The organism is Paraburkholderia yinzeri, from assembly GCF_046581065.1.
In the GTDB taxonomy this organism is placed as follows: Bacteria; Pseudomonadota; Gammaproteobacteria; order Burkholderiales; family Burkholderiaceae; genus Paraburkholderia.
Map to the genome: position 1 here is coordinate 1,310,981 of NZ_JBFOCJ010000002.1, position 13,162 is coordinate 1,324,142.

The following is a 13,162-nucleotide window of genomic DNA, read 5'->3' on the forward strand; positions in this document are numbered from 1 at the left end:
CTCAACGGCCTCCGAGGTTCTGCATGCCGAGCGGTTTCCCGGCTGCCTCGGCAAGGGCGCGCTTGCGCAGCACGGCGGGCGCGGTTTCCACCAGACCGAAGGACAGCAGGCAGGCGACGATCGCGCCGCTCGCCGAGAGCCACATCGCGAGCGACAGCCCGTAGCGGTCTGCCGCAAAGCCGGCGGCGGTCGGCGCGACGAAGCCGCCGATCAGTTCGCCCGCGCCCATGATCAGACCGAGCGCACTCGCGATGGCGCGCGGCGGAACCGTCTCCGCGGGAATCGTTGCCATGAACAGCGTGAAGCAGCCGAGGCCCGTGTACGTGGCGAACACGAATGCGCCAAGCGCCCAGATCGAGCCGATATGGACCATCGCGACCGGACACGTTGCCGAGATCAGCGCGAACACGATCATCGTCGGCTTGCGTCCGATGCGGTCGGAGATCGCGGGCACGGCGAAGCCCCAGAACACCCACGCCGCGCCAAGACAGGTCATCACGACGCCCATGTCCGCCGCGGAGAAATGGCGGCCGCTGACAAGGTACGTCGGCGCGAACGAGATAATGACGATAAACCAGGTGAGGAAGAAGCAGCTGATCAATACGCACAGCAAAATATTGCGCTCTTTCAGCAACGCCCAGCGGCCGACACCCGCACCGGCAGGGTGGACGCCTACCTCGGCCTGCACGTGCTGCGCGCCGCCCGGCGGCACCTCGCGCACCCAGCGCCAGATGCAGAACGCGATGATCAGTCCCGGCACGCACGAGACGTAGAACGACTCGCGCCAGCCGTAGGCCGTCGCGATCGAGATGACCACGGGCGGCCCGACCATCGCGCCGAGCAGCCCGGCGGCCGAGCCCTGCAGCAGCCCCATGTTGAGACCGCGGCGGCCCGGCGTCGAACTCTCGACCATCAGCGACTGCGAGAGCGGCAACACGGGCCCCTCCGCAATGCCCATCAAGGCGCGAAACGCGATCAGGCTCGCGAAGCCGCCGACGAGCCCGGACAGCGCCGAAAAGACGGAAAAGCCGAGCACGGCGACGACCAGCAGCGGCTTGCGCGTGCCGCGCGCATCCGACCAGGCGCCGGTGATCGCGCCCGAGAGCGCCCACGTGAGCGCAAGCGCGGAAGACATCATGCCGAGCTGCGCGTTGCTCAGATGCAGCTCCGCCGACATGAACGGAAACAGGAACGACAGCGCGAGCCGGTCGAAGAAGACGAAGCCGAACGTCACGAACAGGATCAGCAGCAGCCTGTTTTCATACGTCGCGATGCCTCGGGAAGGGGAGGAATTCATGGCTGACCTCGTTGTGCGCGTCAGCGATAGAGTTGCTCGATGGCCTGCGCACCGAGACCGACTTTCTCGTAGTGCGCCTTGCACATCGCGATATACGAATGGACGTCGAAATACCCGTCCGGGTTGCCGGCCTCGTCGAGCCAGATCAGCGGTCCCTTGACGATGAAGAAGACCCGCATCGGCTCCGGATGATCGAACGCGACGAGCGTGTGCCCCTCGCCCGGCGTTTCGTAGACGAAGTCGCCCTTCGTCGCGGTCCAGTCGTGCTCGAGATAGCCCCACTTGCCCGAGATCGTGTAAGCGAACACTTCATGCGGGTGATAGTGGCGATTGACGAGCCCCGCGCTTTTGGCCATCAGGACGTCGCACCATTTGTTCTGCTGCGGCGAGATCCACAGCGGCCGCGACGAAACCGTTTCGGTGAACGGCACGTAGTAGCGCTCGTCGTCGGTCGGCGCATTCGCGATGTACGCTTCGGGCAACGCGTCGGGCTTGAACGGATTGGCAATCGGTGCAATGTGTTGCCAGAATTCGGATACGGCCTGGTGGACCACGATCTGTCTCCTCGTTATGTTGGCGTCGTACGTTGGACTTTATCCAGACGGCGCAGGCCGCGTTTGACTAAGCTGGACGAATTGTTTGACCGGGCCGGACATCGCACCGGCCCCCCCAGGTAACGGAATTTCCTCCCCCAACCGGGCGCACGGGTACCCCTTGCGCCCGCAGGAGCCGACGTGACGCATTCGACCTTTTTATCGTGCAGGCGGGGCTCGACGACCGACGTGCCTTTGCCGGAGCGTGCCGCGTTCTGGGAGGCCTTCAATGCGACGACGCTGGTCGGCCTGCGATGCTCGTCGCTGTCGCCCGACGGTCCCGACGTGGCGAAGACCGATATCGCGCTGCCGGGCCTCTGCGTGGCCGACATTCGCGGCAACGATCACGTCATCGAACGCAATCCGGCGCTCGTGCGGGCACTGCCGAAGGATTCCGTGTTCGCCTGCCAGATCGTGCGCGGGCGCGCGTATTTCATTCAGCGCGACCGCTGCCTGCTCGCCGAAGAAGGCGACATCGTCATCTACGACACGCGCATACCGTATCTCTTCGGCTTCCTGACGCCGATGCGCCAGTTGCTGTTCGACGTTCCGGCGACGACCTTCGGCGAGCGCTTCGAGGTGAGCGTGGACCGCCTGCCGCTGAAGATCTCGTCGCGGCCCGGTCCCGCATCGATGCTCGGCGCGACGCTGCGTGCGAGCGTCGAACGCTTCATGAAACGGCCGGACGAGCACGACGCGCCGGATTTTCGCGAGCGCACGCACACGCTGCTCGCCGCGCTGATCGGCACCGAGCTGCGCGGTGCGGGCGCCTCGCGCGCGGCGCTGTCGTATCGGCTGACGGCGAAGCAATACATCGCCGGGCAACTGGGCGCCCCGGAACTGACGCCACAAGCCGTCGCGGACGCGGTCGGGCTGTCGCTGCGGCATCTGAACCGGCTGTTCGCCGCCGAAGACCTCTCGATCGCCCAGTACATCTGGGCCGAACGGCTCGTGCGCGCGCATGCCGACCTGCTCGATCCGCGGCTTGTCAGAACGACCGTCGGGGAGATCGCATTTCGCTGGGGATTTTCGAGCCAGGCGCATTTCAGCCGCGCGATCCGCGAGCGCTACGGCGCCTCGCCGATCGCGCTGCGCGAAACAGCGCGGGGGTGAGCCGCGACGCGCTCAGTGCGCGATGCAGACGGACTTTGTTTCGGTGTACGCATCGACCGCGCCCGCGCCGAACTCGCGCCCGATGCCCGACTGCTTGAATCCGCCGAACGGCATGCTGGGATCGAGCGGCACGTGGCAGTTGACCCATACCGTACCTGCCTCGATCTCGCGCACGATGCGCATCGCCGCCCCCAGGTCGCGCGTCCAGAGGCTCGCCGCGAGTCCGTAGCGCGTGTCGTTCGCGAGCCGGATGGCCTCGTGCACGTCGTCGAACGGCACCAGCGCGAGCACCGGACCGAAGACTTCGTCGCGCATGACCGCCGCATCGGGCCGCACGTCGCCGAGCACGGTCGGGCGCACGTAATAGCCAGGACGCTCCACTGGCGTACCGCCTGCGAGAAACGTCAGACCCGCCGCGCGCGCGGCCGCCACATGTGTCTCGACGCGCGCACGGTGATGCGCCGAAACGAGCGGGTTGATCTGCGCACCCGGATCGAGGCCGGGACCCAGCGTCATCGCCGTGGCGGCGGCCGCAATGCCCTCGGCCATCTGCCGGTAGCGACTGCGGTGCACGTACACCCTCGAAACCGCCGCGCACACCTGTCCCTGGTTCAGGAACGCCCCTGCCGCCACGCGCTGCACGGCCTCATCCACGTCGATGTCCGCCAGCATCACGGCCGGATTCTTGCCGCCCAGTTCGAGCGAGAAGCGCGTCATGTTGTCGACGGCCGCGTGGCCGACGAGCTTGCCGGTCGGCGTCGAGCCCGTGAACGAAATCTTGCCGATGGACGGATGCGCGGCCAGCGCCGCTCCGCACGCGCCATCGCCGGTCACGACGTTGAACACGCCGGGCGGGATGCCGGCTTCGATCGCCAGTTCCGCCAGCCGCAACGCCGTGAGCGGCGTTTCCGGCGAAGGTTTGATGACGACCGTGCACCCGGCGGCCAGCGCCGGCACGAGCTTCCAGATCGCGATCATCAGCGGGAAATTCCACGGCACGATGCCGGCGACCACGCCCACCGGCTCCTTGCGCGTGAAGGCCGTGTACTGCGTGCCCGGCGGAAACGGGATCGAGACGTCGAGCGTGCTGCCGTGAATCTTCGTCGCCCACCCGGCCATGTAGCGCACGTATTCGATCGATGCGCCGACTTCGACCGCGCGCGCCAGATTGATCGACTTGCCCTGATTGAGGGTTTCGAGCTGCGCCAGCGCTTCCGTCTGCGCCTCGAGCAGATCGGCGAGGCGCAGCAGGATGCGTTCGCGATCCGCGGGCCGCAGGCCCGACCAGCGCCGCGAGTCGAACGCGGCACGCGCGCTGCGTACGGCCACGTCCACGTCGCTCGCGTCGCAATCCGCCACCTGGGCGAGGACCTCGCCCGTCGCCGGGTCGAACACCTCGCGATACCGGCCGCTGCGCGCAACCGCAGGCCGTCCGTCGATGAACGGCTCATGCCGGCGTTGCGCGAACGCGCGGACTTCCGGCAGCAGGTCGATCAAGTTCGTGCTCATCGTTTCGTACTCCCTCATATCTTCAACATGAATTCGGCGCAACGTTCCGCGATCATGATCGTCGGCGCGTTCGTGTTGCCCGAGACGATGCGCGGCATGACGGACGCGTCGCAGATGCGCAGCCCGCTCACGCCGTTGACCTCCAGCCGCGGCGTGACCACCGCGCCGGCATCGCCGCCCATGCGGCAGGTGCCGGCCGGGTGGTAGACGGTCTTCGCGCGCCGCCGCACATAGTCGGCCAGTTGCGCATCGGCCGGCTGCTGTGGATCGAACGACGCGTGCGCTTCGCTCACGACGCGCGCAAGCGAAGGCGCGCGGATAATGCGCCGCGCGAGCGCGACGCCGCGTACCAGCACGTCCACGTCGGCCGGGTCGGCGAGCGCCCCGCTGTCGAACAGGATCGGCGCGGCCGGATCATTGCTGCGCAGCCGCACCGAGCCGCGCGAGCGCGGCCGCAGAATGCAGGGATTGATCGAGATACCGTGTCCGGGCAGCGGTTCGCGGTCCACGTCGCCGACCAGCGTCGGCAGCACGTGGAACTGGATGTCGGGACGATCGCCGCCGGTCGTGTCGATGAACGCGCCCGACTCGACGACATTCGACGTCAAGAGGCCCGTGCGGGTCAGCATCCATTGCGCGCCGTGCTTCAGGGCCTTCCACCCGCGATCGTGGCCGAGCAGGCTGATCGGCTCGTGGCTGTTTCCGTAGATCGACACTTCGAGGTGGTCCTGAAAGTTCGCGCCCACGTCGCCGCTGTCGTGGACCACCGGAATGCCGTGCTCGCGCAGATGCCCGCCGGGCCCGACGCCCGACAGCATCAGGATCCGGGGCGTGGCCAACGCGCCAGCCGCCAGCACGACTTCCGCGCGCGCAGCCGCCTTGCCCGTTTCGCCGCTGCCGGTGCGCCACTCGACGCCCGTCGCGCGGCGGTCGCTGAACAGTACCCGCGTCACGCGAGCGCCGGTCATCACGCGCAGGTTCGGACTGCCGATCACATCGGCAAGATAGGTCGCCGCGGTGCTGCCGCGCTCGCCGTTGAACGTCGTGGTGTGATAGAAGCCCACGCCATGTTGCGCCTCGCCGTTGAAGTCGTCGTTATACGGCAGGCCGGTTTCCTGGGCGGCTTGCACGAAGGCCAGGCTCAGCGGATGGCGAAAGCGCGTGTCGCTGACCTTCAGGGGTCCTTCGGTTCCATGCAGAGGCCCGGAGAGCCGCATATGCGATTCGGAGCGCTTGAACACCGGCAGCACGTCGTGCCAGGCCCAGCCGGTGCAGCCCAGCGCGGCCCATTCGTCGTAGTCGCGCGGCGTGCCGCGCACGTACAGCATCGCATTCACCGAGCTGCCGCCGCCCAGCGTGCGGCCCTGCGGCACGAAGGTCCGGCGACCCGCGGCACCCGCTTGCGGCTCGCTTTCGAAGATCGTCGTGCGTTCGGTGCCCAGCACCCGGATGAACGTCGCCGGCATCCGGATGAACAGGCTATCGTCCTTCGGTCCGTCCTCGAGCATCAGCACGCGCTTGCCGGCCTTCACGAGCCTGTGCGCGACCGTACACCCCGACGAGCCTCCGCCGACGACAATATAGTCGTACGTCTCCATCCCGCTTCTTCTCCTTCGATTGGCGGCGGCAAGCACACCGCCGCCCGAAGGATCAGCTTAGCGAGGCGGCCACGCACGGGCTTGACCGTGGCGGACGCGCGGCTTGCCCGCCGCGGACGCGAGCGGAGAGGGTCAGCGGGAAGATAAAAGCGGGCGCGTATCCGTGGGGGTTTCGCCAAAACGCGCGCGATAACTGCGGCTGAAATGGGCGCTGTTGTTGAACCCCCAGCGGAAGGCGATTTCGCTGACCGTCAGGTGTTTCAGCGCGCGGTCGCGCAGATCGGCGCGGCAGCGTTCGAGCCGCCGCGCGAGGATGTAGCGGGTAATCGGCACGCCCTCGATGCCGAACACACGCGCGAGCTGGCGCGGCGAGAGGCGAAGCGCGCGGCTGACCGCATGACAGTCGAGATCCTCGTCGCCGAGATGGGCTTCGATAAAGGCCTTCGCGCGCCACAGCGTGTTGACCGTCGACTTCGTCAGCGAAGCGTCGCCGTCGTGAATGCGCAGCATCGACTGCACGAGTTCCAGCACGTTCGCGGCAATCTGTTCGCGCGCGGGCAACGGCTGATCGTGCCGTTGCCCGATCAGCCGGTAGATCTGCTGCGCGGCCCACGAATTCACGCCGTCGCCGCGATCGATCTTCACGAGACTCCGGTAGCGCCATGGCCCCACGTGCGCTTCGAACGTGTCGCGCGGCACGTCGATCACGGTCATCGCCATGTCGGCGGGAAAGCCGTGCCCGTATGGCACGGACGTGTCGTAGAGCACGATGTCGCCCGGAGCGTGCGTAACGCACTCGACGTCCTGGAACGTATACCCCTGCCCTTCGTTCATCAGGCAAATGAACACGGCGTCGCGCTGGTCGGCACGAATGTCGTGCGGCGTGCGGACGACCGCATGCCGGTTCGCGACGATATCGCAGGCCCGGAAGAGGCCCAGGTCGCGCTTGCACAGCGTGGCGTCGATCCCTTCCGACGATTTGCCGCTGCATTCGACGTTGATCAGCGCGCGGGCGACGTGGTCGACCCAAAGCCTGGCGCGCTCGTCGCCGTGAACCGCGTGCGTCGAAATCGTGACGATTTCATCGTTGATGGCCGACATGATTTTTTCCGGATGCCCGTCTGTGCGACGCAGTCTCCGGCACGCGCCAGAACGGCGTCAATCGGGAAAATACCCGGGCCGCCGCGCCGCCCGGGGCGGCGTGCCAGCGGGCAGACCACCGCGTCCGTTCTGGTCAAGCTCAACGTCCGTGCCAGTCAAGCGCTGCGTTCTTGTCTGCGGTAAATGGCGGCCTTTCTGGGACTTGATGGGTTTTTGATGGGTTTCCTTCCCGGCTCCACGTATACTCCCGGCCAGTATTGACCTATACTGCCCCCGGGTACCTCGACTCCACGACGTCATGCCACATTCCCCCGAAGAAAAGAAACGCGTCCTCACCCGCGTCCGCAAGGTTCGCGGGCAACTGGACGCGCTCGAGCGCGCGCTCGAAGAAGGCGCCGACTGCGGGCCCGTCCTGCAGCAACTGGCGGCTATCCGCGGCGCGATCAACGGGGTGATGGCCGGCGTGCTCGAAAGCCATCTGCGCGAGGAGTTCACGCAGGCCGCCGGGTCGGCGGAAGACGCTTCCGGATCGATCGACGATGTCGTGACCCTCGTTCGAACCTATTTGCGGTAATCGCCGGCGGGCTCCGCGCGTCGCGCCGTCGATCCAACACTTCGATTTATCATTTCAATAGGACTGCCATGAAATCACGTGCTGCCGTTGCATTCGGACCCGGCAAACCCCTGGAAATCGTCGAAATCGACGTCGAACCGCCGCGCAAGGGCGAGGTTCTCGTCAAGATCACCCATACCGGCGTGTGTCACACCGACGCCTTCACGCTGTCGGGCGACGATCCGGAAGGCCTCTTCCCCGCGGTGCTGGGCCACGAAGGCGCCGGCATCGTCGTCGAAGTGGGCGAAGGCGTGACGAGCGTGAAGCCGGGCGACCACGTCATTCCGCTCTACACCGCCGAATGCGGCGAGTGCCTCTTCTGCAAGAGCGGCAAGACCAACCTCTGCGTGGCCGTGCGCGCCACCCAGGGCAAGGGCGTGATGCCCGACGGCACCACCCGCTTCAGCTACAACGGACAGCCCGTCTACCATTACATGGGCTGCTCCACGTTCAGCGAATACACCGTGGTGGCCGAGGTTTCGCTTGCGAAGATCGACCCCCAGGCCAACCCCGAACAGGTCTGTCTGCTCGGCTGCGGCGTGACCACGGGCCTCGGCGCGGTGAAGAACACCGCGAAGGTGCAGGAAGGCGACACGGTGGCCGTATTCGGCCTTGGCGGCATCGGCCTCGCCGTCATTCAGGGCGCGAAGCTCGCCAAGGCCGGACGCATCATCGCCATCGACACCAATCCCGGCAAGTTCGACCTCGCGCGCGCCTTCGGCGCCACCGACTGCGTGAACCCGAAGGATCACGAAAAGCCCATTCAGCAAGTGATCGTCGAGATGACCGGCTGGGGCGTGGACCACAGCTTCGAGTGCATCGGCAACGTCAACGTCATGCGGGCCGCGCTCGAATGCGCGCATCGCGGCTGGGGCCAGTCGGTCGTGATCGGCGTGGCCGGAGCCGGCCAGGAAATCTCCACCCGCCCGTTCCAGCTCGTCACCGGCCGCCGGTGGCTCGGCACGGCCTTCGGCGGGGTCAAGGGCCGCTCGCAACTGCCGGGCATGGTGGAAGACGCGATGAGCGGCAAGATCCAGCTCGCCCCGTTCGTTACCCACACGAAGCCGCTCTCGGGCATCAACGAAGCCTTCGACCTGATGCACGAGGGCAAGTCGATCCGGACCGTCGTTCACTACTGAGCCAAGGACCCGATCCCCATGGAACGCATCGAGCGACACGCCAGCCACGGCGGCTATCAGGAAGTCTGGAAGCACGCCTCCTCCGCCCTCGGCTGCGAGATGAAGTTCGGCATCTATCTGCCCGAGCCCGCGTTGCGGGGCGAGAAGTGCCCCGTGCTGTACTGGCTCTCGGGCCTGACCTGCACGGAGCAGAACTTCATCACCAAGGCCGGGGCGCAGCGTTACGCGGCCGAACACGGCATCATCCTCGTCGCGCCCGATACGAGCCCGCGCGGCACCGACGTGGCGGACGATCCGGCTTACGACCTCGGCCAGGGTGCGGGTTTCTATGTCAACGCAACGGCAATGCCGTGGGTGCGGCATTTCCGGATGTTCGACTACGTGAGCGCGGAGTTGCCTGCGCTGATCGAGGCGGCGTTTCCGGCCAGCGAGGCGCGTTCGATCTTTGGGCACTCGATGGGCGGGCACGGCGCGCTGGTCGTGGCGCTGCGCAATCCGGGCCGCTACCGCAGCGTCTCCGCGTTCTCGCCGATCGTTGCGCCGAGTCAGGTGCCGTGGGGGCAAAAGGCGCTCGCCGCCTATCTCGGCGATGACCGCGCGGCCTGGATGCAGTACGATGCGACGGCGCTGGTCAGCACCGTCTCCGAGCGCCTGCCGATACTCGTGGATCAGGGCGAGGGCGACGAGTTTCTGGCCAACCAGTTGAAGCCGCAACTATTGCAGGCAGCCTGCGGCGCCGCTGGCTATCCGCTACAGTTGAGGCTCCAGGCAGGCTACGATCACAGCTACTATTTCATCGCCAGCTTCATGGGCGAGCACGTGGCTTTTCATGCCGGAGCGCTGCGCTAAGCGGCAAACCCCGTTTATTTCTGGAGACATGGGCATGACGTGGTCCCGCATCCGGCAGGACTATCTGGTACGGTTCTGGGCGCCATTGCCCGCCATTGTTACCGCGGGCGTGCTGTCCGCGTTCTATTTCGGCGTAACAGGCACCTTCTGGGCCGTCACCGGCGAGTTCACCCGCTGGGGCGGGCACATCCTGCAGGCCTTTGGCCTGCATCCCGAAGACTGGGGTTACTTCAAGGTCATAGGCCTGCACGGCGCCCCCTGGACCCGTATCGATGGGGTCATGGTGCTCGGCATGTTCGCCGGCAGTTTGTCCGCCGCTCTCTGGGCCAACAACGTCAAGCTGCGGCTGCCGCGCCGCAAGCGCCGCGTGGTTCAGGCGCTGGCCGGCGGCGCGATTGCCGGATTCGGCGCGCGGCTCGCCATGGGCTGCAATCTCGCCGCGTTTTTCACCGGCATTCCCCAGTTCTCGCTGCATGCGTGGCTGTTTGCGCTGTCCACCATCGTCGGGTCGTATTTCGGCACGCGCGTGGCGTTGCTGCCCTTCCTGCGCGCCAACGCGCGACTCGAACGCGTGACGCCCGGCCAGTCGGGCACCGGGCCCGTCGTCCGGTCGCCATGGCAATTCCGTATCGGCATCGCCGTGTTCGGCGCAGCGCTTGCCGCCGCGACCGGCCTTGCGTTCAATGCCCAGAAACTCGGTCTCGCAGCGGTATTCGGCATCGCATTCGGCGTTCTGATCGAACGCGCGCAAATCTGCTTCACGTCGGCGTTCCGCGACATGTGGATCACCGGCCGCACGGCCATGGCGCGTGCCATCGTGCTCGGCATGGCCGCCAGCACGATCGGGATCTTCAGCTACGTCCAGCTTGGCATCGCGCCCAAGATCTTCTGGGCGGGCCCGAATGCGATCCTCGGCGGCGTGCTGTTCGGCTTCGGCATTGTGGTTGCGGGCGGCTGCGAAACGGGCTGGATGTACCGCGCGATGGAAGGCCAGGTCCACTACTGGTGGGTCGGCATCGGCAACATCGCCGGCGCCACCCTGCTCGCCGCGCAGTGGGATCGCCTCGCTCCCATGCTCGCGCTCCGCTACCCGAAGGTCAATCTGCTGAATGCGTTCGGGCCCATGGGCGGCCTGATCGTCACCTATGCGGGCCTTGTCGTCGCTTTCTTCCTGCTGCTGTGGTGGGAAAAGACCTTCCTCGACCGCGCACGATCGCGCGCGGCAAGCCAGCCCCAGTCCGGGAGAGCCATCTGATGACGAACGACACCCCAACCGCCGATTTCCGGCTCGACCTGAGCGGCGAGCCTTGTCCCTATCCGGTCGTTGCGACGCTGGAAGCCATGCCGGGCCTGCAACCCGGCGAAGTACTCGAAGTGCTCAGCGATTGCCCGCAGTCGATCAACAGCATCCCTTCGGACGCCCAGCGCTACGGCTACCGCGTACTCAAGGTCGAACAGCGCGGGCCGACCATTCATTACTGGATTCAGCGTTAAGCATACCGACCGAATTCTCGGCAATCGAGAAAACCCCCGAAGGGGTTTGCGACCAATCCCGCTTTTACTTTTACTTCGTCTTGCGGAACGGCGCCCCCGAGTGCTCGCGCAGCTCGTTGAACACGATCTTCGGCCAGGCCTTCTGCGCGACCTCGATTTCGGAGACGTGCGAAGCCAGATAGGTGGGGGCGTTCGACGCGTCGTAGGCCATCCGCGCCTCGTAAGCATCGGTGAAGCGGCGCAGCTCGTTGGGATCGTCGCAGGTCACCCAGCGCGAGAGGCGATAGCGCGCGGGCATGATGCGCACGGCCACCTTGTACTCGGCCGACAGGCGGTGCGAAACCACTTCGAACTGCAGTTGCCCCACGGCGCCGAGAATCGTCGAACCGCCGTGCAGCGGACGGAACACCTGGATCGCGCCTTCCTCTCCAAGCTGCTTGAGCGCCTCGCCCAATTGCTTCGCGCGCATGGGATCCACCACTTCGATGGTCTGGAAGATTTCCGGCGCGAAGAACGGCAGGCCCGTGAACTGCAGATCTTCGCCTTCGGTGAGCGTATCGCCGAGGCTCAACGTACCGTGATTAGGAATGCCGATGATGTCGCCAGGGTAGGCCTCGGCCACGGTTTCGCGGCGCTGCGAGAGAAAGCTCACCACGTTGTTCGCCCGAAAGGTCTTGTTGTTGCGCGTGACCTTCAGTTGCATGCCGCGCTCGAAACGGCCCGAGCACACGCGGATGAACGCCACGCGGTCGCGGTGCGCGAGGTCCATGTTCGCCTGCACCTTGAACACCACGCCCGTGAATTTCGGCTCTTCCGGGTCCACCGGGCGCTGCACGGCCATACGCGCGGACGGCGGCGGCGCCAGATCGACGAGCGCGTCGAGAATTTCCTTCACGCCGAAGTTGTTGATCGCCGACCCGAACAGCACCGGCGACTGCTCGCCGGCGAGGAACGCGTCGCGGTCGAATTCGGGTGTCGCGCCGGTAATGAGTTCGACTTCTTCCTTGGTGCGCTTCCAGTGATAGCCGAAGCGCTTTTCGCCTTCCTCGTCGCCGATGCCCTGCAGCGTCTCCACCGCGCCGCCGAGCGATTGCTCGCCCGCGCGGAACACGCGCACCTGGTCGCGCTGAATGTCGTAGACGCCCTGAAACTCCTTGCCCATGCCGATAGGCCAGGTGAAGGGCACGGCCGAAACGCCGAGGTGCTGCTCGATCTCGTCGAGCAGGTCGAGCGGCTCGCGCACTTCGCGGTCGAGCTTGTTGATGAACGTGAGAATGGGCGTCTTGCGGCTGCGGCAGACTTCGAGCAGCTTGAGCGTTTGCGCTTCCACGCCGTTCGCGCCGTCGATCACCATGACGGCGGCATCCACCGCCGTGAGCACGCGGTACGTGTCTTCCGAGAAGTCCTCGTGGCCCGGCGTGTCGAGCAGGTTGATGACCGCGTCGCCGTACTCGAACTGCATGACCGAGCTCGCGACCGAAATGCCGCGCTGCTTTTCGATCTCCATCCAGTCGGAGGTCGCGAAGCGGCCGCTCTTCTTGCCCTTCACGGTACCGGCGATCTGGATCGCGCCCGAAAACAGCAGCAGCTTTTCGGTGAGCGTGGTCTTGCCCGCGTCCGGGTGAGAAATGACCGCGAACGTGCGGCGGCGTTTGAGTTCGGCAACTGACATCGGGCTGGGTATCACTGATGGAATTCGGGCAACCGGGCCGGACAGTTCCTCGGGTTGCGGCAAGGACGGCGGCGCGGGCGGCCGTCCGGGTCCTCGGGGCGTCCGGGTTCGCTAACCGGAAAGCGTCGGCGGGCGGGCCGGCATGCGGCGTCGCGGAAAATCGCACGACCGGTCCGAAACTCGG

At 66.3% G+C, this 13,162-nt stretch carries 12 protein-coding genes; 6 read left to right on the forward strand and 6 right to left on the reverse strand.

Annotated features, from left to right (window positions below):
- Position 1 precedes the first annotated feature (1 nt).
- Positions 2–1,297, reverse strand: a complete 1,296-nt coding sequence (locus tag WJ542_RS22855) for an MFS transporter (protein WP_411191760.1) — start codon at positions 1,295–1,297, stop codon at positions 2–4.
- 20 nt (positions 1,298–1,317) lie between these two features.
- Positions 1,318–1,851, reverse strand: coding sequence for a 2,4'-dihydroxyacetophenone dioxygenase family protein (locus WJ542_RS22860; protein WP_411191761.1), 534 nt, complete (start codon positions 1,849–1,851; stop codon positions 1,318–1,320).
- 180 nt (positions 1,852–2,031) lie between these two features.
- On the opposite strand from WJ542_RS22860, the gene WJ542_RS22865 reads away from it, so the two are divergent.
- On the forward strand, positions 2,032–3,003 hold the full coding sequence (locus WJ542_RS22865) for a helix-turn-helix domain-containing protein (RefSeq protein WP_411191762.1): 972 nt from the start codon (positions 2,032–2,034) through the stop codon (positions 3,001–3,003).
- Between the two features lie 12 nt (positions 3,004–3,015).
- Here the strand turns inward: WJ542_RS22865 and WJ542_RS22870 are convergent, their stop codons facing one another.
- The 3 genes from WJ542_RS22870 to WJ542_RS22880 form a co-directional block, all read right to left on the reverse strand.
- Positions 3,016–4,512, reverse strand: coding sequence for an aldehyde dehydrogenase family protein (locus WJ542_RS22870; RefSeq protein WP_411191763.1), 1,497 nt, complete (start codon positions 4,510–4,512; stop codon positions 3,016–3,018).
- 14 nt (positions 4,513–4,526) lie between these two features.
- The gene (locus tag WJ542_RS22875; protein ID WP_411191764.1) at positions 4,527–6,110 is read right to left on the reverse strand and encodes a GMC family oxidoreductase; all 1,584 of its coding nucleotides are present in this window, start codon (positions 6,108–6,110) and stop codon (positions 4,527–4,529) included.
- 132 nt (positions 6,111–6,242) lie between these two features.
- Positions 6,243–7,211 carry a helix-turn-helix domain-containing protein gene (locus WJ542_RS22880; RefSeq protein WP_411191765.1) on the reverse strand — a complete coding sequence of 323 codons (969 nt, stop codon included), beginning with the start codon at positions 7,209–7,211 and terminating at the stop codon, positions 6,243–6,245.
- Positions 7,212–7,509: 298 nt separating this feature from the next.
- Between WJ542_RS22880 and frmR the strand changes: the two genes are divergently transcribed.
- The 5 genes from frmR to yedF all read left to right on the forward strand — a co-directional run bounded on the left by frmR (position 7,510) and on the right by yedF (position 11,306).
- Complete coding sequence (gene frmR, locus WJ542_RS22885) at positions 7,510–7,785, forward strand: formaldehyde-responsive transcriptional repressor FrmR (protein WP_411191766.1); 276 nt, start codon at positions 7,510–7,512, stop codon at positions 7,783–7,785.
- 68 nt (positions 7,786–7,853) lie between these two features.
- A complete protein-coding gene (locus tag WJ542_RS22890; protein ID WP_411191767.1) occupies positions 7,854–8,963 on the forward strand; it encodes an S-(hydroxymethyl)glutathione dehydrogenase/class III alcohol dehydrogenase in 1,110 nt (369 codons plus the stop codon).
- A gap of 18 nt (positions 8,964–8,981) precedes the next feature.
- Positions 8,982–9,812, forward strand: coding sequence for an S-formylglutathione hydrolase (fghA, locus tag WJ542_RS22895; protein WP_411191768.1), 831 nt, complete (start codon positions 8,982–8,984; stop codon positions 9,810–9,812).
- Between the two features lie 34 nt (positions 9,813–9,846).
- Positions 9,847–11,067 carry a selenium metabolism membrane protein YedE/FdhT gene (yedE, locus tag WJ542_RS22900; RefSeq protein ID WP_411191769.1) on the forward strand — a complete coding sequence of 407 codons (1,221 nt, stop codon included), beginning with the start codon at positions 9,847–9,849 and terminating at the stop codon, positions 11,065–11,067.
- A complete protein-coding gene (yedF, locus tag WJ542_RS22905) occupies positions 11,067–11,306 on the forward strand; it encodes a sulfurtransferase-like selenium metabolism protein YedF (RefSeq protein ID WP_411191770.1) in 240 nt (79 codons plus the stop codon). The genes yedE and yedF overlap by 1 nt, the downstream gene beginning before the upstream one ends.
- A gap of 70 nt (positions 11,307–11,376) precedes the next feature.
- On the opposite strand, the gene WJ542_RS22910 is transcribed toward yedF, so the two are convergent.
- Positions 11,377–12,978, reverse strand: coding sequence for a peptide chain release factor 3 (locus tag WJ542_RS22910; protein WP_411191771.1), 1,602 nt, complete (start codon positions 12,976–12,978; stop codon positions 11,377–11,379).
- Between the last annotated feature and the right edge of the window lie 184 nt (positions 12,979–13,162).